The sequence below is a fragment of the Bacillus sp. TH50 genome, assembly GCF_016650565.1.
GTDB classification, from domain to species: domain Bacteria; phylum Bacillota; class Bacilli; order Bacillales; family Bacillaceae_G; genus Bacillus_A; species Bacillus_A mycoides.
Genome location: NZ_JAEKFM010000003.1, coordinates 2,029,166 through 2,048,598, shown reverse-complemented (window position 1 = coordinate 2,048,598; position 19,433 = coordinate 2,029,166). Strand labels below are relative to the sequence as shown.

General features: G+C 36.7%; 20 protein-coding genes. 15 read left to right on the top strand and 5 right to left on the bottom strand.

The features are described 5' to 3' along the window. The 6 genes from JFU23_RS10615 (at position 1) to JFU23_RS10590 (ending at position 4,506) form a co-directional block, all read left to right on the top strand. Entirely contained in the window at positions 1-936 is a 936-nt protein-coding gene (locus JFU23_RS10615; RefSeq protein WP_201031863.1) for a HAMP domain-containing histidine kinase, read from the top strand. Positions 937-1,062: 126 nt separating this feature from the next. Further along, on the top strand, positions 1,063-1,986 hold the full coding sequence (locus JFU23_RS10610; RefSeq protein WP_201031862.1) for an ABC transporter ATP-binding protein: 924 nt from the start codon (positions 1,063-1,065) through the stop codon (positions 1,984-1,986). Continuing rightward, positions 1,979-2,140, top strand: coding sequence for a hypothetical protein (locus JFU23_RS10605; RefSeq protein ID WP_201031861.1), 162 nt, complete (start codon positions 1,979-1,981; stop codon positions 2,138-2,140). Before JFU23_RS10610 ends, JFU23_RS10605 begins: the two co-directional genes overlap by 8 nt. Before the next feature lie 34 nt (positions 2,141-2,174). Beyond that, complete coding sequence (locus tag JFU23_RS10600; protein WP_201031860.1) at positions 2,175-2,879, top strand: ABC transporter permease; 705 nt, start codon at positions 2,175-2,177, stop codon at positions 2,877-2,879. Positions 2,880-2,916: 37 nt separating this feature from the next. Further along, positions 2,917-3,786, top strand: a complete 870-nt coding sequence (locus JFU23_RS10595; RefSeq protein ID WP_201031859.1) for a DUF4097 family beta strand repeat-containing protein — start codon at positions 2,917-2,919, stop codon at positions 3,784-3,786. Positions 3,787-3,810: 24 nt separating this feature from the next. Next, the gene (locus tag JFU23_RS10590) at positions 3,811-4,506 is read left to right on the top strand and encodes an ABC transporter permease (protein ID WP_137056845.1); all 696 of its coding nucleotides are present in this window, start codon (positions 3,811-3,813) and stop codon (positions 4,504-4,506) included. Positions 4,507-4,569: 63 nt separating this feature from the next. Here JFU23_RS10590 and JFU23_RS10585 read toward each other — a convergent pair whose 3' ends face one another. The 4 genes from JFU23_RS10585 to JFU23_RS10570 form a co-directional block, all read right to left on the bottom strand. Then, positions 4,570-4,902: a YfjL-like protein gene (locus JFU23_RS10585; RefSeq protein ID WP_003191665.1), complete on the bottom strand. Its 333-nt coding sequence runs from the start codon at positions 4,900-4,902 to the stop codon at positions 4,570-4,572. A 134-nt stretch (positions 4,903-5,036) separates the two neighbouring features. After that, positions 5,037-5,540: a DinB family protein gene (locus JFU23_RS10580; protein ID WP_201031858.1), complete on the bottom strand. Its 504-nt coding sequence runs from the start codon at positions 5,538-5,540 to the stop codon at positions 5,037-5,039. Between the two features lie 113 nt (positions 5,541-5,653). Further along, entirely contained in the window at positions 5,654-7,690 is a 2,037-nt protein-coding gene (gene fhuB, locus JFU23_RS10575) for a Fe(3+)-hydroxamate ABC transporter permease FhuB (protein WP_088293454.1), read from the bottom strand. Positions 7,691-7,697: 7 nt separating this feature from the next. Next, positions 7,698-8,672, bottom strand: a complete 975-nt coding sequence (locus JFU23_RS10570) for an ABC transporter substrate-binding protein (protein ID WP_002143295.1) — start codon at positions 8,670-8,672, stop codon at positions 7,698-7,700. 406 nt (positions 8,673-9,078) lie between these two features. Here JFU23_RS10570 and JFU23_RS10565 point away from each other — a divergent pair, with 406 nt between their 5' ends. The 8 genes from JFU23_RS10565 (at position 9,079) to uvrC (ending at position 17,934) form a co-directional block, all read left to right on the top strand. Next, positions 9,079-10,242 carry a BclA C-terminal domain-containing protein gene (locus tag JFU23_RS10565; RefSeq protein ID WP_201031857.1) on the top strand — a complete coding sequence of 388 codons (1,164 nt, stop codon included), beginning with the start codon at positions 9,079-9,081 and terminating at the stop codon, positions 10,240-10,242. Between the two features lie 193 nt (positions 10,243-10,435). After that, positions 10,436-12,121 (top strand): long-chain-fatty-acid--CoA ligase, encoded by a 1,686-nt coding sequence (locus tag JFU23_RS10560; RefSeq protein WP_201031856.1) that lies wholly within the window; start codon positions 10,436-10,438, stop codon positions 12,119-12,121. A gap of 106 nt (positions 12,122-12,227) precedes the next feature. Beyond that, complete coding sequence (locus JFU23_RS10555; RefSeq protein ID WP_012261773.1) at positions 12,228-12,815, top strand: fatty acid metabolism transcriptional regulator FadR; 588 nt, start codon at positions 12,228-12,230, stop codon at positions 12,813-12,815. An 11-nt stretch (positions 12,816-12,826) separates the two neighbouring features. Beyond that, positions 12,827-13,603, top strand: coding sequence for an enoyl-CoA hydratase (locus tag JFU23_RS10550; protein WP_002088868.1), 777 nt, complete (start codon positions 12,827-12,829; stop codon positions 13,601-13,603). A gap of 78 nt (positions 13,604-13,681) precedes the next feature. Beyond that, positions 13,682-14,455, top strand: a complete 774-nt coding sequence (etfB, locus tag JFU23_RS10545) for an electron transfer flavoprotein subunit beta (RefSeq protein ID WP_002088867.1) — start codon at positions 13,682-13,684, stop codon at positions 14,453-14,455. 36 nt (positions 14,456-14,491) lie between these two features. Then, entirely contained in the window at positions 14,492-15,469 is a 978-nt protein-coding gene (gene etfA / locus JFU23_RS10540; protein ID WP_002015402.1) for an electron transfer flavoprotein subunit alpha, read from the top strand. Positions 15,470-15,680: 211 nt separating this feature from the next. Beyond that, entirely contained in the window at positions 15,681-15,995 is a 315-nt protein-coding gene (gene trxA, locus JFU23_RS10535) for a thioredoxin (RefSeq protein WP_000974757.1), read from the top strand. 154 nt (positions 15,996-16,149) lie between these two features. Next, complete coding sequence (uvrC, locus tag JFU23_RS10530; RefSeq protein WP_002088863.1) at positions 16,150-17,934, top strand: excinuclease ABC subunit C; 1,785 nt, start codon at positions 16,150-16,152, stop codon at positions 17,932-17,934. A 115-nt stretch (positions 17,935-18,049) separates the two neighbouring features. Here the strand turns inward: uvrC and JFU23_RS10525 are convergent, their stop codons facing one another. Next, positions 18,050-18,499 (bottom strand): YslB family protein, encoded by a 450-nt coding sequence (locus JFU23_RS10525; RefSeq protein WP_002015405.1) that lies wholly within the window; start codon positions 18,497-18,499, stop codon positions 18,050-18,052. 307 nt (positions 18,500-18,806) lie between these two features. On the opposite strand from JFU23_RS10525, the gene sdhC reads away from it, so the two are divergent. Then, the gene (gene sdhC / locus JFU23_RS10520; protein WP_002015407.1) at positions 18,807-19,433 is read left to right on the top strand and encodes a succinate dehydrogenase cytochrome B558; all 627 of its coding nucleotides are present in this window, start codon (positions 18,807-18,809) and stop codon (positions 19,431-19,433) included.

Genomic DNA, 19,433 nt, shown 5'->3' with positions numbered 1-19,433 from the left:
ATGGTCAATCTGTTAATTGGTATTATTTTTATATTGTTATGTGTCATTTACATACAGTATAAAATGAGAAAAACTAGCAGCAATAATTTACGGTACACATATGAAAAATTAGAAGGTATTGTAAATGAAAAAACAGGTGAGAAGTTACTCGTTATGACAGATAATCTGGAATTGCAAAAGTTATTAGTGGCGATTAATCATTTATTAGATGCAAAACAGAAAACGAATGCAGATCATGCGAAAGTGGAAATTTCGATGAGAAAAATGCTTTCAAATATTTCACATGATTTAAAAACGCCACTAACAGTTATTCTTGGATATGCAGAAATGTTAAATAAGGATAAAACGATAAATGAGGAAGAACAGCAAATATTACTTGAAAAGGTGCATGTAAAAACGCTGGAAGTTATGGGGATGATTCATAAGTTTTTTGATTTAGCAAAATTAGAATCTGGTGACAAGGCAATCGAGATGACAAAAGTAAATATGAATGAAGTTTGCCGCGAGAAGATTTTATCTTTCTATGATTTAGTGACGACGAAAGGTTTTCATGTCCATATTGATATACCAGAAAGAAATATATATGCACTTGGAAATGTAGAAGTATTAGGCAGAGTATTGAATAATTTAATATCAAATGCGATTACATATGGGGACGATGGAAAGATACTTGGTATGACTTTAAGAGATGATGAAACGAGTGTGTATATAGACGTATGGGATACAGGAAAAGGAATTGATGAATCTCATATTGATAAAGTGTTTGAGCGTATGTACACACTTGAAGATTCGAGAAATAGATTGTACCAAGGAAGCGGTTTAGGGTTAACGATTACGAAAAGGCTTGTGGAAGCGATGGACGGAGAAATACATCTTTCTAGTAAGCCGTATGAAAAAACAATTTTTACAGTTGTATTAACAAAGATGCTGTTTTAGCTTGTAGAGAAGTAGATTCTACAAGCTTTTTTTTCAGCGTAAGGAATTTGTAAGGAACGGGTAAGAAAAAAGAGATTTCCGTTGTCTATTATAGAAATATAGAGTAGTGCGAAAGGGGAAAGTGACATGACATATATATTAAAAACGAACCAGTTAACGAAAGTGTTTAAAGGGAAAGAAGTTATTTCTAGTGTTAATATGCATGTGAAAAAAGGAGAGATTTACGGCTTTTTAGGACCGAACGGCGCGGGTAAAACAACGATTATGAAAATGATTACAAATTTAATAAAACCGACGAGCGGTGATATTGAAATTTTCGGTGAGAAGTTAACAGACACATCTTATGAAGTATTAAAAAGAATGGGGACAATTATTGAATATCCAATCTTTTATGATAAATTAACGGCGAAGGAAAACTTAGAATTACATTGTGAATATATGGGATATTACGATAAAAACGCAATTGATCATGCTTTAAATTTAGTGAAACTGCACGGTATAGATAATAAAAAAGTAAAAGATTTTTCATTAGGAATGAAACAACGACTTGGTATTGCAAGGGCGATCATGACAAAGCCAGAACTACTTATTTTAGATGAGCCAATTAACGGTTTAGATCCAATTGGTATTAAAGAGTTACGAGACTTATTTAAAATGCTTTGCAAAGAATATGGCATTACGTTATTAGTTTCTAGTCACATTTTAGGTGAGATGGAACAAATGGCAGATACAATTGGTGTGATTCAAAACGGAAAACTAATAAAAGAAGTTTCAATGAAGAGTATTAACGGAAAACAAACAGAGTATATTGAAATTACTGTTCCTGATGTGAAGTGTGCAGCTTATATTTTAGAAGATAAACTTGGTATAAAAAACTACAAAATAATGAGTGGAAATATGATTCGTGTGTATGATACGGCAGCATCTCAGCAAGCCATTTCAAAAGCACTTATTATGAACGATGTGGAAATTGAAAGTATTAATAAGAAACATAGTTCCTTAGAAGAGTATTTCTTAAATGTAATGGATGGAGAGGGCATTCATGCTTAATGGATTGTTAGTGAATCTAGTAAGTGGATTGATCGTAATGTTCATAAGTGGGATTTTATATTATAGAAAACCAGAGCGGAAATGGTTGTTAATTGCACTAGTGATAGGGATAGTAAGCGTAGTTACGGCTGGAATTAGAATGTTAGTAGCATAGAGGTAGTTATGTCAGTAATGGAGGCGTGGTTTATATGTTTAAATTAATGAAACTTGAATGGAAGAAACATAAATTATCTAGTTACTTTAAAGGGGTAGCCATTTGTATTATAGCAATTTTTGCTGCGGTGAGCCTTATGGCATTGGGAATGAAAGGTGAAGGAGACGCGGCAATCACTGACTTCACAAAATATATGATTTTAGCAAATCTTATTATTAGGATAACATTCATTATTTTTAGTTCGGTCATTTTATCACGTTTAGTAATTGATGAGTACAAGAATAAAACAATGCAATTATTGTTTATGTACCCACTGCAAAGAAAAGTGGTAATGGGAGCGAAATTAGCAATTGTTTTTAGTTTTTGCTTTGTGAGCACGATTATCGCTACTTTCATTATTAGTTTGCTTCTATTCTGTATGAATCCAATGATGGGCCTACTTGAAACACCTGTTACGATGGGCGAAATAATAGCTACTGTTCCGGCTGCTTTTATAAATGCATTTATGATATCTGGTATAAGTTTAATTCCTTTATTTTTTGGGATGAGAAAGAAATCGGCACCGACAACGATTACTTCTGCAGTAATAATCGCGATGATAATTAACGGTAACGTTGGTACTGGAAACGGTCAAGTAAGTATGTTTGATTTTATATTTATCCCAATTGTGCTCTGCTTATTAGGGATTTTAATTAGTTATTTTTCATATCGTAAAATCGACAAGATCGATGTGGCGTGAAGCAAGCTTAAAACAACAACGAACTGGGGTATGAATAGTGAAAAAAATAATAGTAATTGCAATTTTATTGATTACAATTGCTAGTGTGGTTTTTGGTTTTAAGACATTGCAGGGGAAAGATTTTAAGAAAAAAAAGTCTTTTGAGATAAATAATATAAAAGAAATAGAAGTGGACAATGAAAACTGGGATATTGAATTTAAAAGTACAGACGCTAACAAAATAGTAATTTCGGCTCAAGGCCAACGATTAGATAAAGAGATAGATCCCGTTAAAATAGAAAATGACGGAAATAAAATGATGATTAAGCAAGAACAGAAGATGAACGGATTCGTTAATGGTTTTACGTTTAGGAAGAAGAATATCATTTCTATATTTATTCCGAAGAAAGAAATAGATAAAATTGTATTAAATAATAAATCTGGTGATGTGAAAATAAGCGATATAGCAGTGAAACATATCGTCACAAAAAGCAAGTCTGGAGATGAAATGATTGTAGGACTATCCGCAGAGAAAGGTGAATTCATATCGCAAAGTGGAGAGTTAGTTCTAAAAGATAGTTCAGTACAAGAGTTAAATATAAAGTCTACGACTGGTGATAACTATATAACAAATGTAAGTAACTCAAATATGAACATCACTTCAACATCTGGGGAAGTATTACTGAAAGATATGAAAGAAGGAAAATCATTATTTGTAGAAACAAAATCAGGAGATATTGGCGTAAGGTATAAAGGTGTTCCGGCTTCTTTAAAGCTTACGGCTAAAAGTAATTCGGCTGACATAATGGTGAATGTAAACGGACTTAAGAAAGATAAAAATACAGAAAAGATAAAAGAAGGAACTATTGGTGATGCAAAAAACAAAGTGGAGATTTTAAGTGAAACAGGGGTAATTTATATCGATTAAAATTTAAATGAAAGGAGGACTATCATGCTACGTCTTATGAAGCTAGAACTGAAGAAGTTTAAACTCGGATGGTATGTGAAAGGAGCAGTTATTGCAAATATCGCTATACTAGCATTAATGATCTCTACGAGCATCGTTGCTCCAGTAGAAGCTGATCCAGAAATAAGGGATCCACAGATAATTTTGTTGATGGCTAGTGCGTTAGTAAGAGCGACATTTGTTGTTTTTGGTGGTGTGCTAATAGCAAAGTTGATAATTGATGAATATAAAAACAAAACAATATTACTCATGTTTTCTTATCCAATTAACCGCAAGAAAATGATGGTTAGTAAGTTGGCTATTACAGCGATAGTAACATTTATAACAGTTATTTTATCTAACATTTTAGTAGTAGGAGTTTTCTTTGGGATAGATAGCTATTTTTCAATTCTTCCTAATTCATTCACAGTAGATCAATTGACGCAAGAAGGGATAAACCTTGTTCCTTTAGCCATTGCCACTGCTGGAATGAGTTTAATCCCTCTATATTTTGGAATGCGTAAACGTTCGGTACCAACTACAATCGTTGCATCTCTTATCGTTGTGTCAATTGCACTTAATAACCAGCCAATATTTCCTATAGCGACGTTTCTCCCCCTTCAATTCACATTTGCAGTGATCGGTATGGCGATTGCTTATTACGGAATTAAAAACATTGAAAGAGAAGACGTAACAGTGTGAAAAGAATAAGTAAAAAAGAGTTGGCGTTACACCAACTCTTTTTTGTATATGTATGCTTCATTACTACTCTGTATATTTGTAGTGTTTACTTAAATATTCTTGAACTCCTGGAGAAATGTTAAAGTTATTTGGACCTTTATATTCGATAGTAAACTCTCCATCTTCATTTGTTTCAAAGGAGATTGCATAGCTATCTATTTTAGAATCGTAAGAAGTATTTTTGACTTTTGCATCTAGATTAAAGTATTTTGTAATATACTCTTTTGATTCAGCAATTGCTGTTTGTTTTCCCCAAGGGGTACCATAACTTGTGAAATAAAGAGATACACCGATAACTCCAATGATAGAAGTTAGTAAGAGAGTTCTTATTGTTATTTTTTTGTTTTTTGTATTCAATTTAGTTCCCTCCAATTAATATGAATTTATCTTAACGTATTTTCTCATAAAATACCATTTAGTAGAAAATAGTTTCACATGAAACAAGTTGCAGAAAAAGACAAGGTGCATAAACACCTTGTCTTTTTCTGTCGTTACATTTTGGGAGCTTCCATTCCAGTAGCAGCCCATTCTTCTTTTGCAGGACCATATACACCAGGGACTGTTAAGCCAGCTTGACGCATTAAAACAGTCATCTGTCCGCGGTGGTGATTTTGATGATTGATGAGTGTCATTAAAAATATAGAATTCGGCATAGGACGACCAAAGAAGTTATTAATAGTAGTTAAGTCTTCATCAGTCCACTCACTTTGAAGTGCTTCAATAAAAGCCGTATTCACTTTGCGATACCCATCTGCAATTGTTTTTGCTGAAGTTGGTACAGGATAATCTTTCGTTTCTCCTTCAAACTTAAGCCCTGTCCCTGATAGCATAACAGGAAGTGCTGTAACGATATGCCAAGCGACTCTCCCTAAAGTCCAGTGCCCAGGTGCAATTTCCTGTGATAAAGATTCATCAGTTAATACATCGAGCATCTTTTGAGTAGACTCAGCCTCGTATGTCCATGATTGTAGAAAACCTTCAATAGTTTGGTACATATTTATCCCTCCTAGTTATGTTTATAGGTTACATTCGTGAAAAAAAGATAGTTTCCTTTTAACCTATCAGAACGAATAAAAAAGAGGCTTCTCATATTAAGAAGCCTCTTTTTTTAACCAACCTTCTTCCCACTCTTCCTCATCAACCATAAGAAATAAGGTGCTCCAAGTACAGCAACGACAAGGCCAGAAGGGATTTCTTTCGGATATGCAATTGTTCGTCCGAGTAAATCAGCAATGGAAAGAAGGATTGCTCCAAATAGTGCTGAACAAACGAATAGTCTTTGATGATTCATACCAACGACGATTCGTGCTAAGTGAGGTGCAACAAGACCTAGAAAGGCAATCGTACCGACAGCTGCGATATTTACAGATGCAAGTAGTGTCGCTAACACAATTAGAGCAAGACGCGTTTTATTTACAGGCTGCCCGAGTCCGGTTGCTAAATCATCTCCAAGTACAAGAACGTCAAGTTGTTTCATTAAGAAAAAGATAATTGGTATAAGAATAAGAGATGGATATAGAATGATATTTTCTAAGTGATTCCATCCTCTTGCATACGTACTGCCTGACAACCATGTTAAGGCCGCAGCAACATTCAAATTTGCTCTAACGATAAAGATTTGAATAATCGCTGAGCCGAGCGCTGAAATGCCAATTCCTATTAAAGCAAGAGCTGTTGGACTAAATCCTGATTTCCATGAGAAGAAGAGGACAATTCCAACTGCAAGTAGTCCACCAATAAACGCACCAATTGGTAGGAAGAAACCAGGAAGTGCAGGGAAGACATACATAATAGTTAAAGCGCCAACACCTGCTCCCGATGAAATACCAATAATAGAAGGATCGGCAAGTGGGTTTCGTAATATACCTTGGAAAACAAGTCCGCTTATCGCAAGGCATGCTCCAGCGATAGCAGCAACGAGCATTCTTGGTAAACGAAGGTTCATCATCATATTTTTATCAAATTGTGTTAATTGTCCTGATATAACATTTGTAATACTTTCGATATAAGCGTTACTACCGATTGTAACACCAAGAGCAATCGTCACAATGCAAAGTGTGATAGAGATAATGATTACCTTTTTATAAGAGTAATAGCGAGAACTAGCTCCAGCTGCATTTGCGCCGTTATCATTCATATATTGTTTCGATTTCATCATTCGATACACTAAATAAATAAGCCAAGGTGATCCAATCATTGCTGTGACTGCTCCGACAGGAAGTTCAGCCCCAGTTGGATCTATTAGTCTACCAACGACATCAGCTCCAAGTAATAGTACAGCTCCCCATAAGAAAGAAGAGAGAAGGAGAGTAAAGTGTTGACGGTAGCCAATAAGACGCATTAAATGTGGTGCAACTAAGCCGACAAATCCAATTGGTCCAACAACAGTTACAATTACTGCTGTTAAAAAGATCGCAGCAATGAAGGCGATAAGACGTGTTACTGCTGTTTTTTCACCAAGAGAAACAGCAACATCATCACCAAGTAAGAGGATGTTGAGTTTACGAGACATAAATAGTAAAACTAGGAAAGAAATAATGATAAATGGAAAAGCAAATTGAACGCCATCCCAGTTATTTTGAATAAGAGATCCAGCTCCCCATAAAAATAAACCAGCTGTTTCATTTTCATAGAAAAGCTGCATCGTTCCGGTAAAGGCAGAAAGCATTAATGTAACGACCATACCAGCTAGTGCCATTCTAAGTGGGGTTCCCTTTTTCCCACCAGAAATACGGTATACAAATAAAGCAGTAATAGCACCGCCGATAAATGTGAAAAGAAGTGAATTAATTTGCAGACCTTTCGGTAAGAAAATTGTAGCCGCTACTAGAAAGAAATATGCGCCAGAGTGAATACCCATTGTACTGGATTCAGCAAGTGGATTTTTCGTTAATGTTTGTAAAATAACCCCAGATGCAGCAAGAGCACCTCCAGCTAAAATGGCAATTACAGCTCTAGGTAATCGAAGCATGATTAAAGTTTGATGCTCTAGTGATTGGTTCGGTGAGATAAGAGCATCAATAATCATACTATAGGAAATGTTTGCTTGCCCTTGTCCGATATGAATAAAGAAAAGGAGGAGCAAGAGAGCTGCTCCTCCTCCGAATACAAGACTTGCTCGAAGTGTATGTTGTAAGCTATTCATCGTGTAATCACTTCTTCGCTGTCATTACATCTGCTACTTGTGTTGCTAAAGATTTTGCAGACTCAGGACCACCGAAAATCCAAGTGTCGCCTTTTAATTTATACATTTTGTCTTCTTTTTTGAAATTTAACCCTTCCCAAGCAGGGTTACCTTTTAGTTGCGTGTCAAAAATGTTATCATCATCCGCTACAATGTAAATGAAGTTTGAATTTTGTACACTTTGTAATGATTCTACAGTTGTTTGTTTGAAACCATCTGCCTCTGATTTCCCAGCTTCAAAAGTGTTTGTTAAACCTAATTTTTTTGTAACTTGTAAAGCTGTAGAATTGTCAGTCAATATACGGAATGTTGGTACGTTTTTAGCTGTAAATGCTTGTACCATTGCGATGTTTTTATCTTTTAAGTCTGCTTTGTCAATTTTCGCTTTTGCATCTGCAAATGTTTTATCCATATCAGCTAATACTTTTTTACCTTCTTCTTCTTTTCCAACTGCTTTTGCAATTTGTTTAAATGTCTCTGTCATTTCAGCAAAGTGATCGTTATTGCTTGTTGATGGATCGAACATAACTGTAGGAGCGATTTGCTCTAATTCGTTTTTAATAGCTTTACTACGGAATGAAGCTGTGATAATTAAATCTGGTTTTAGACGGCTAATTTCTTCTAAGTTTGGTTGTTGACGTGTTCCTACATCGACAACATCTTTACCTGGTTTTGTTGCTGTATTTACCCATTTATTATAATTCTTAATGTCTGCCATCCCTACTGGCTGAACACCAAGCGCTAATAAGTCTTCTGAATATACCCACTCAAGTACAACAACTTTTTTCGCTGGTTTATCTAACTTCGTTTCCCCTTCAGCGTGTTTAATTGTTATAGCTTGATTTTTATTGTCCGCTTTTGTTTCTTTTTTCTCCTCTTTTTGCTGCCCGCATCCAACAGCGAATAGAAGAACTACTATAAAAATACTGAAAATTTTCTTCATCTTCTGCCCCCAAATAAAATGTTTTATTTGCAATATGTACGATATTGAAAATCGTTATCAATTACAACACCAAAATCATACTATGAGGGCGTTTTAAGTGTCAATATTTTTTTAAAATTTTGACTAAAAATAATGATTTATACGGATTTTAATATATCGTATTGAAATGCATACGTGTATCAAGGTTGAAGGAGCTGAAATTCCTTTAATGAGGAAGGCAAAAGTACAAGCGAAAGGAGAGCGTATTGCATGTAATATTTATTAGAATGTAAGGAAAAAAACTTTGTTTATAAAAGGTTTGTTCCAGAGCGGGTAGTCGATAAGGAAAATAAAAACTGATTTTTATTAGAAAGATATTTTTAATTAGTGGGCTTACTTAAAAGATCGAACACGAAGGAGGGTCAACATGTCTTTATGGAGTAATAATGCAAATGGATATTGTGGATGTAATAATCAAAATGGTTTACATGTTGATTCGTGCTGTTTTAGTTGCGATGGGACAGTTCCTAAGCTCGGTCCAACAGGTCTAACAGGAGCGACAGGTGATACAGGAGCGACAGGTTCAACGGGAGCAACGGGAGCAACGGGAGCAACGGGAGCAACGGGAGCAACGGGAGCAACGGGAGCAACGGGAGCAACGGGAGCAACGGGAGCAACGGGAGCAACGGGAGCAACGGGAGCAACGGGAGCAACGGGAGCAACGGGAGCAACGGGAGCAACGGGAGCAACGGGAGCAACAGGAGCAACAGGAGCAACGGGAGCAACAGGAGCAACAGGAGCAACGGGAATAACGGGAGCAACGGGAGCAACGGGAGCAACGGGAGCAACGGGAGCAACGGGAGCAACGGGAGCAACGGGAGCAACGGGAGCAACGGGAGCAACGGGAGCAACGGGAGCAACGGGAGCAACGGGAGCAACAGGAGCAACGGGAGTAACGGGAGCAACGGGAGCGACAGGAGTAACGGGAGCAACAGGAGCGACAGGTCCAACAGGCTCAACAGGCCCAACAGGCCCAACAGGAGCAACAGGAGCAACAGGAGCAACAGGAGCAACAGGAGCAACAGGAGCAACGGGAGCAACGGGAGCAACAGGAGCAACAGGAGCAACAGGAGCAACGGGAGCAACAGGTGAAACAGGAGCGACGGGAGTAACAGGTACAAGTATCACGGCAACGTATGTATTTGCGAATAATACATCAGGAGCGGCAATATCAGTGCTTCTTGGTGGAACAAATGTCCCACTTCCAAATAATCAGAATATCGGTCCGGGAATTACAGTGTCGGGGGGGAACACTGTATTTACGGCCGCAAATGCGGGGAATTATTATATTTCATATACAATTAATATAACGGCTTCATTATTAGTTAGTTCGCGAATTACAATTAATGGTGCACCGCTTGCTGGGACTATCAATTCTCCCGCATTAGCAACGACTTCATTTAGTGCGACAATTATTACAACTTTGGCAGCGGGTAGTGCAATTAGTTTGCAGTTGTTTGGATTGTTAGCTGTTGCCACATTATCAACGACTACACCTGGTGCAGTTTTAACGATTATAAGATTAAGCTAAGTAACGTGAACTCTCTTATTCTTTTAAAATTAGGAGAGTTTCTACATATAATAAGAAGTTAAGGAAGTAAAGCATAGTTATAAAAAAGTCAGAATATTATGATTGTAACGATGTTACGACTATAATATAATGAAAACAACCATCATGAATGAACATTCATTTATTTTCACAAGTATTGGAAGGGGGAATGAGAGTGGAAAAACCTTGGTTGCAGAGCTATCCAGATGAAATTCCAGGTACGATTTCATATGATATTCAGCCACTTCATGGATATTTAGAGAAAGTGGCTGCTCGTTATCCAGAAAAGAAAGCGCTTCAATTTTTAGGGAAAGATGTTACATTTTCAGATTTCCATGACAAGGTAAAGAAATTTGCGAATTACCTTCAAAGGCTTGGTATTGAAAAAGGCGATAGAGTTGCGATTATGTTACCGAATTGTCCGCAATCTGTAATTGGTTATTATGGTACTTTGCTTGCGGGGGGGATTGTTGTACAAACGAATCCTCTTTATACAGAAAGAGAGCTTGAGTACCAACTTCATGACTCAGGGGCAAAAGCTATTCTTTGTCTGGATTTAGTGTTTCCGAGAGTTACTAATGTTCAAACTGCAACAAAGCTTGAGCATATTATCGTAACCCGTATTGCAGATTTTTTACCATTCCCTAAAAATTTACTTTATCCATTTGTACAAAAAAAGCAGGCAAATCTTGTTGTGAATGTGTCGGAAAGCGAAACGATTCATCTTTGGAAATCGGTAGAAAGAGAAAGTAATGCTGATGTTGAAGTTCCATGTGATCCTGAAAATGATCTAGCCCTTTTGCAGTATACAGGGGGAACGACAGGGTTTCCAAAAGGGGTTATGTTAACGCATAAAAACCTCGTTTCGAACACTTTAATGGGAGCGCATTGGTTATATAATTGTAAAGAAGGAGAAGAGGTAATTCTTGGTGTTCTTCCGTTTTTTCATGTGTACGGGATGACAGCCGTAATGAATTTAAGTATTATGCAAGGATATAAAATGGTGCTTATTCCGAAGTTTGATATGAAAATGGTTTTTGAAGCAATTAAGAAACATAAAGTTACACTATTTCCAGGAGCACCAACCATTTATATTGCTCTATTAAATAGTCCTCTTTTAAAAGAATATGATATTTCTTCAATTCAGGCTTGTATTAGTGGTTCTGCACCGCTTCCTGTAGAAGTGCAGGAGGAGTTTGAGAGAGTTACAGGTGGTAAATTAGTAGAGGGTTATGGATTAACGGAGTCATCACCAGTTACACATGGGAATTTTTTGTGGGAAAAGCGTGTGCCGGGAAGTATTGGGGTACCGTGGCCGGATACAGAGGCAATCATCATGTCACTTGAAACAGGAGAGTCATTACCTCCAGGTGAAATTGGTGAAATTGTTGTAAAGGGCCCACAAATTATGAAAGGGTATTGGAATAAGCCAGAAGAAACGGCAGCTGTACTGCAAGATGGCTGGCTCCATACAGGTGATGTAGGATACATGGATGAGGATGGCTTTTTCTATGTGAAAGATCGTAAGAAAGATATGATCGTTGCTAGTGGCTTTAACGTATATCCTCGTGAAATAGAAGAAGTTTTATATGAACACGAAAAGGTGCAAGAAGTGGTAACAATCGGTGTTCCTGATCCGTATCGAGGGGAAACTGTAAAAGCGTTTGTTGTTTTGAAAGAAGGAACTGAGTGTTCTGAAGAAGAATTAGATCAGTTTGCACGTAAATATTTAGCAGCTTACAAAGTTCCGAAGGTATATGAGTTTAGAAGTGAGTTGCCGAAGACGACAGTCGGAAAAATTTTACGCCGTGTCCTAATAGATGAAGAGAAGAGAAAGAATGAGGATGAGCAAACGGGCTAAGGCCCTTTCTTTTTGAAAAAATAGGATTGACACTTTTCTAAATAGTCAGTATTATAAGAATATGAATGACTATTCATTCAGTCATCTTCTTGAAGGGGACAGTAAAGTGAAGAAAAATAGACCGAAATACAATCAGATTATTGATGCTGCAGTCATTGTGATTGCGGAGAATGGATACCATCAAGCGCAAGTTTCTAAAATTGCAAAGCAAGCTGGGGTAGCTGATGGCACGATTTATTTATATTTTAAAAATAAAGAAGATATATTAATATCCTTATTCCAAGAGAAGATGGGAGAATTTGTTGAAACAATTCGTCAAAAAATAGCAGGAATTGAAAGCGCTGTAGCGAAGTTATTCATGTTGGTAGAAACGCACTTCTTGCTGTTGTCACAAAATGATCCTCTTGCTATCGTTACGCAATTAGAGCTAAGGCAGTCCAATCAAGACTTGCGCCTTAAAATAAATGAAGTATTAAAAGGCTACTTACAAGTTATGGATGAGATTTTAGAGACAGGTATAAAGCAAGGTGAATTTCAGGCGGATTTAAACGTTCGCGTGGCAAGACAAATGATCTTTGGAACAGTAGATGAAGTTGTGACCAATTGGGTAATGAGCGATCATAAGTATGATCTGGTCGCACTTTCAAAAACGGTACATGGGCTACTTATTGCAGCTTGTGGTTATCGTCAATAATGGGAGGGATCATGTTGAAATTCCTATCTGTAAAAGTTGAAGATCATATCGCGGTGGCGACGTTAAATCATGCGCCAGCTAATGCGATGTCTTCACAAGTTATGCATGACGTTACTGAATTAATCGATCAAGTGGAAAAGGATGATAACATTCGTGTTGTTGTTTTACATGGTGAAGGACGCTTCTTCTCAGCAGGGGCAGATATTAAAGAATTTACATCTGTTACTGAAGCGAAGCAAGCAACAGAGTTAGCACAGCTTGGACAAGTTACGTTTGAGCGTGTTGAAAAATGCTCAAAACCAGTTATTGCGGCAATTCATGGAGCGGCACTTGGCGGCGGCCTTGAGTTTGCTATGTCTTGCCACATGCGCTTTGTAACTGAAAGTACAAAGCTTGGTTTACCTGAATTAACACTTGGATTAATTCCTGGTTTTGCAGGTACACAGCGCTTACCACGTTATGTTGGTAAAGCGAAAGCTTGTGAAATGATGTTAACAAGTACACCAATTACTGGTGCAGAAGCATTACAATGGGGACTTGTTAACGGAGTGTTTTCTGAAGAATCCATTTTAGAAGATACGCTTAAAATTGCAAAACAGATTGCTGGAAAAAGCCCAGCAACAACTCGTGCTGTGCTAGAGTTATTACAAACGACAAAATCGTCTCATTATTATGAAGGTGTACAGCGTGAATCACAGATTTTTGGTGAAGTATTTACGAGTGAAGATGGAAGAGAAGGCGTAGCAGCGTTTTTAGAAAAGCGTAAGCCTTCATTTAGTGGTAGGTAGTCTAATTATTTTTTTAATAAAAATTAACAGAATTTTAAAATTGATAGAATCTTTCTGAAAAATAAGGGGGTAAATGGAATGAACATCTACGTACTCATGAAACGAACATTTGATACAGAAGAAAAAATCGTAATTAAAAACGGTGCAATTTACGATGGCGAAGCGGAATTCATCATCAACCCTTACGATGAATATGCGATTGAAGAAGCGATTCAAGTAAGAGATGCACAAGGTGGAGAAGTTACTGTTATAACAGTTGGTGGCGAGGATAGTGAAAAAGAACTTCGCACAGCATTAGCGATGGGCTGCGATAAAGCGGTACTAATTAACATTGAAGATGATGTTGAGAATGGTGACCAATTTACAACAGCAAAAGTGCTCGCTGAATATTTAAAAGATAAAGAAATCGATTTAATTTTAGGCGGGAACGTTGCGATTGACGGTGCATCTGGACAAGTTGGTCCACGAGTAGCTGAAGCGTTAAATATCCCATACGTAACGACGATTACGAAGCTTGAAATTGATGGTACAAATGTGAAGATTGAGCGTGATGTTGAAGGGGATACAGAAGTAATTGAATCATCATTACCTCTTCTAGTAACAGCGCAACAAGGTTTAAATGAACCGCGTTATCCATCACTTCCAGGTATTATGAAAGCGAAGAAGAAGCCACTAGAAGAAGTAGAATTAGATGATTTAGATTTAGAAGAAGATGATGTGGAAGCAAAAACAAAAACAATTGAAATCTATTTGCCTCCTAAGAAAGATGCAGGAAAAGTGTTACAAGGCGAGCTGCAAGATCAAGTAAAAGAACTTGTATCGTTGCTCCATACAGAAGCGAAAGTAATCTAATAAAATACGAAATTATATATGCAGGAGGGAAAATCTATGGCTCGTAAAGTATTAGTAATGGGTGAAGTTCGTGATGGATCGCTACGTAACGTTTCGTTTGAAGCGGTAGCAGCAGCAAAAACAATTGCAGAAGGCGGTGAAGTGGTAGGTCTTCTAGTTGGAGACAGCGTTGCCTCTTTTGCAAATGAATTGATTCATTACGGTGCAGATCGCGTTGTGACAGTTGAAAATGATAAATTAAAATCATATACATCTGATGGATATGCACAAGCGTTTTTAGCTGTATATGCTGAAGAAAAGCCAGAAGGCATTGTATTTGGACATACGGCACTTGGTAAAGATTTATCACCAAAATTAGCAGCGAAATTAGAAGCTGGTTTAATTTCTGACGTAACGGCTTTAGAAGTTGAAGGTGGAAATGTTATCTTCACTCGTCCGATTTACTCTGGTAAAGCATTTGAGAAGAAGATTGTAACAGATGGTATATTATTTGCGACAGTGCGTCCAAATAATATTGCAACTCTTGAAAAAGACGAGTCTCGCACAGCTGACGTGTCTTCTATTACAGTTGATGTGAAAGATTTACGTACAATCATTCAAGATGTTGTCCGTAAAACTGCAGAAGGTGTTGATCTTTCTGAAGCGAAAGTTATTATAGCTGGTGGACGTGGTGTGAAGAGTGAAGAAGGATTTAAACCGTTAAAAGAATTAGCTGACGTACTAGGCGGCGCTGTTGGAGCATCTCGTGGTGCTTGTGATGCAGAGTACTGTGATTATTCATTACAAATTGGTCAAACAGGTAAAGTTGTTACACCAGACCTATACATTGCATGCGGGATTTCTGGTGCAATTCAGCATTTAGCTGGTATGTCTAATTCAAAAATAATCGTTGCGATTAATAAAGATCCAGAAGCTAGTATCTTCAAAGTAGCTGACTATGGTATTGTCGGTGATCTGTTTGAAGTATTACCTCTTTTAACAGAAGAGTTTAAAAAGTTAAAAGTACATTCATGATTTGAGTACCCTTGAGTTCCAAGTGAAGTACCCCTATATATAGAAAAAGGTGAGAGATCCCCTGTCTCTCATCTTTTTAGTATTTCATCCATATTTTTATATAGTATAAAGGAACATTTTTTTGTTACAATACATAACGATACATAATATTCGCCACGTATAAAAGTTAATGATATACTCTTGGTAGAATATACTTGAAGGAGGAAATAAAATGGCAATTATAAATGCAAATGACCAAAGCTTCGCAGCTGAAACTAGCGAAGGTGTTGTACTATTAGATTTCTGGGCGCCTTGGTGCGGACCTTGTAAAATGATCGCTCCTGTATTAGAGGAAATCGATTCAGAGTTAGGCGAGAAAGTAAAAGTAGTAAAAGTGGACGTTGATGAAAACCAAGAAACTGCTCGTCAATTCGAAGTAATGAGCATTCCAGCTCTTTTCGTATTAAAAGACGGTAAAGTGGTTGATCAAGCGTTAGGATATAAACCGAAAGAAGCGTTAGTAGAATTAGTTTCTAAACACTTCTAAAATAAAGAAGCTACCATTTGGTAGCTTTTTTTATTTTCTTTTTTACAACCTTTCCGTTACAATAAAAGAACGTATGTTGGGTGTTTTGGCATAGTATGTTTTTATGTGAAAATAAAAATGATAAGCATAAGCATGTAGAAATGGAGGGAGACGAGTGCACGAGCATTTAAAAGAGAAGTTAGCAATTTTGCCCGATCAACCTGGTTGTTATTTAATGAAGGATAAGCAGGGAACGGTTATATATGTCGGAAAAGCAAAGGTACTCAAAAATCGTGTGCGCTCGTACTTTACTGGTTCGCATGATGGGAAAACACTTCGGCTTGTTGGAGAAATTGTTGATTTTGAATATATTGTGACTTCCTCAAATTTGGAGGCTCTTATTTTAGAGTTAAATTTAATAAAAAAATATGATCCAAAATATAATATTCAATTAAAAGATGATAAAACATATCCTTTCATTAAAATTACAGCTGAAAAACAGCCGCGCTTACTCATTACGCGCAATGTAAAAAAGGATAAAGGAAAGTACTTTGGGCCTTATCCAAATGCGCAATCGGCACATGAAACAAAGAAATTATTAGATCGTATGTATCCACTTCGTAAATGTTCAAATATGCCAGATAAAGTTTGCTTGTATTATCATATGGGTCAATGTTTAGCACCTTGTGTGAAAGAAGTAACGGATGAGCAAAACAAAGAAATTGTTGATGAAATTATTAAATTCTTAAACGGTGGGCATAAAGAAATTCGTTCAGAATTAGAAACGAAGATGTATGAGGCTTCAGAAAAGCTAGAATTTGAACGGGCGAAAGAGTTGCGAGATCAAATTGCTCATATTGATGCAATTATGGAAAAGCAAAAGATGATTATGAGTGATTTAGTGGATCGTGATGTGTTTGGATATGCAGTTGATAAAGGGTGGATGTGTGTTCAAGTTTTCTTCGTTCGAAAAGGAAAGCTAATTGAACGTGATGTTTCTATGTTCCCGATTTATGATGAACCAGAAGAGGGATTTTTAACTTTTATCGGTCAATTTTATGAAAACAGTAGTCATTTCAAGCCGAAGGAAATTGTTGTTCCAGGAAGTATAGATTCAGAATTAGTAGAGCGCTTTTTAGAAGTTGAAGCGACACAGCCGAAGCGTGGGAAGAAAAAAGATCTTGTAGAATTAGCAAATAAAAATGCAAAAATTGCACTAGAAGAGAAATTTCACTTAATTGAACGTGATGAAGAACGGACGATTAAAGCTGTTGATAATCTAGGGAAGCAACTAGGGATTGAAACACCATATCGTATTGAAGCGTTTGATAATTCAAATATTCAAGGAACAAATCCTGTTTCAGCAATGATTGCTTTTATCGATGGGAAACCAGCGAAGAAAGAATATCGGAAATATAAAATTAAAACGGTTCAAGGTCCTGATGATTACGAATCTATGAGGGAAGTTGTAAGACGCCGTTATACGAGGGCGCTTAAAGAGAATTTACCTTTACCAGATTTAATCATTATTGATGGTGGAAAAGGCCATCTGGCCGCTACAAGTGATGTTCTGGAGAACGAACTCGGTTTATATATTCCGATGGCAGGGCTTGTAAAAGATGACAAACATAAAACCTCCCATTTAATTATTGGAGATCCACCTGAACCTGTGATGCTTGAGAGGAATAGCCAAGAATTTTATTTATTGCAACGCATTCAAGATGAAGTGCATAGATTTGCAATTACATTCCATCGCCAGTTGCACGGGAAATCGGTCATTCAATCAGCATTGGATGATATTCCAGGAATCGGCGATAAACGAAAAAAGGTATTGTTAAAACATTTTGGCTCGTTAAAAAAGATGAAAGAAGCTTCCATAGCTGAATTTGTCGAAGCAGGTATGCCGAAAAATGTTGCAGAGATGATATATACTTATTTAACAGATAAGAAGACGTTGTAGTTTACAACGTCTTCTGTTTTTTGGTATAATTTCTGAAGATTTAAAATAAACTCATCTGAATGAATATACAAAAAAGTCAACTAAACTTATATGTCTAGTTGACTGTAAGTAGATGCTACACTTCAATGAGATCTTTTATATCCCATTTAACAAGAAATGTAATAGAGTCTGAACGCTTTTTCTGTTCCTCATAGGACTCTGCAACGACGTTTCTTTGTCTTTGAATTTGCTCGGCGATAAATCCAGCTTCTAATTGATAAGATGAATGTCTTTTTTGTTTTTGACGCTCAGTAATAAGTGTACCTTTAAGTTGAAACTGCATTTCACGACGTTTATGTTCAATGATACTTAAAGTGCCCCAACCAGCTTTTTCAAAAAACTGAATGACTTCTTCAATTGTTTCTAGCGGATATTTTCTCGCAAGGTTTCTACCAGCCCAGTATAAAATACCATCTAAATCGTTACCAATTAAATCAGGTAGTAATTCTTCACGTAGCAATTCATAAGCGAAGGCGTTCAATGAAACATCTTCTAAAGATGTTATATCGATTGTATTTTTGCTCACAATATTCCCCTCTTTCTATAGGGATTATTATATAACATTTTTCATTTATAAAAATAGATTTTTCTTTTGGGAAATCTGAATATATAAGAAAAAAAGAATTGGCAAATTATATGCAAATTATGTGCAAATTATGTATACGTTTTCTTGACGCTTCGACAAAAATAGGGGTAAAATGAACTTGTTATCAAATTATGCTGAAATATTTCGAATAATTTTTTCAGTTTTTCTTATGCCAATAGTGAAAAAACATTATTGTTGTAAATTAATCTGAAAACAGCAGTCAAACATTCAAGGGGGTAATGGGGACATGAAAGGCCGCGAGTATACGTTTCGTAAGTGGCACTCATTAATGGGGGTCATTCCGGTTGGTGTCTTTTTGACGCAACATTTAATTGTAAACAACTTTGCAACAAGGGGAGCAGAGGCTTTTAACAAAGCTGCAGGCTTTATGGAGCTCCTTCCATTCCGGTATGCGCTAGAAATTTTCATCATCTTTTTACCTATACTGTACCATGCTATATATGGCTTATATATTGCATTTACAGCTAAGAACAATGCGGTATCTTACGGCTATTTCCGTAACTGGATGTTCGTCTTCCAACGAATTTCAGGTATCGTTACGCTGATCTTCATTTCTTGGCACGTCTGGGAAACTCGTATTCAAGCATTGTTAGGTAAAGAGGTAAACTATGATATGATGGCAGATATTTTAAACAACCCATTTATGTTTGGTTTCTATTTAGTTGGTGTTGTTTCAACAATTTTCCACTTTGCAAATGGACTATGGACATTCTGTATAAGCTGGGGAATTACAGTATCTCCACGTTCACAAAGAATCTCTACTTATGTAACATTAGCTATTTTCTTAGGTCTATCTTATGTAGGTGTGAGTGCATTATTAGCGTTCATCGATCCACAGCTAGCAAACCAGTAA

What these genes read in the sequence shown, in the direction of transcription:
- JFU23_RS10615 (WP_201031863.1), top strand. Translation starts at nt 1, where the DNA reads ATGGTCAATCTGTTAATTGGTATTATTTTTATATTGTTATGTGTCATT.
- JFU23_RS10610 (WP_201031862.1), top strand. Translation starts at nt 1,063, where the DNA reads ATGACATATATATTAAAAACGAACCAGTTAACGAAAGTGTTTAAAGGG.
- JFU23_RS10605 (WP_201031861.1), top strand. Translation starts at nt 1,979, where the DNA reads ATGCTTAATGGATTGTTAGTGAATCTAGTAAGTGGATTGATCGTAATG.
- JFU23_RS10600 (WP_201031860.1), top strand. Translation starts at nt 2,175, where the DNA reads ATGTTTAAATTAATGAAACTTGAATGGAAGAAACATAAATTATCTAGT.
- JFU23_RS10590 (WP_137056845.1), top strand. Translation starts at nt 3,811, where the DNA reads ATGCTACGTCTTATGAAGCTAGAACTGAAGAAGTTTAAACTCGGATGG.
- JFU23_RS10580 (WP_201031858.1), bottom strand. Translation starts at nt 5,540, where the DNA reads ATGTACCAAACTATTGAAGGTTTTCTACAATCATGGACATACGAGGCT.
- fhuB (WP_088293454.1), bottom strand. Translation starts at nt 7,690, where the DNA reads ATGAATAGCTTACAACATACACTTCGAGCAAGTCTTGTATTCGGAGGA.
- JFU23_RS10570 (WP_002143295.1), bottom strand. Translation starts at nt 8,672, where the DNA reads ATGAAGAAAATTTTCAGTATTTTTATAGTAGTTCTTCTATTCGCTGTT.
- JFU23_RS10565 (WP_201031857.1), top strand. Translation starts at nt 9,079, where the DNA reads ATGTCTTTATGGAGTAATAATGCAAATGGATATTGTGGATGTAATAAT.
- JFU23_RS10550 (WP_002088868.1), top strand. Translation starts at nt 12,827, where the DNA reads ATGTTGAAATTCCTATCTGTAAAAGTTGAAGATCATATCGCGGTGGCG.
- etfB (WP_002088867.1), top strand. Translation starts at nt 13,682, where the DNA reads ATGAACATCTACGTACTCATGAAACGAACATTTGATACAGAAGAAAAA.
- etfA (WP_002015402.1), top strand. Translation starts at nt 14,492, where the DNA reads ATGGCTCGTAAAGTATTAGTAATGGGTGAAGTTCGTGATGGATCGCTA.
- trxA (WP_000974757.1), top strand. Translation starts at nt 15,681, where the DNA reads ATGGCAATTATAAATGCAAATGACCAAAGCTTCGCAGCTGAAACTAGC.
- sdhC (WP_002015407.1), top strand. Translation starts at nt 18,807, where the DNA reads ATGAAAGGCCGCGAGTATACGTTTCGTAAGTGGCACTCATTAATGGGG.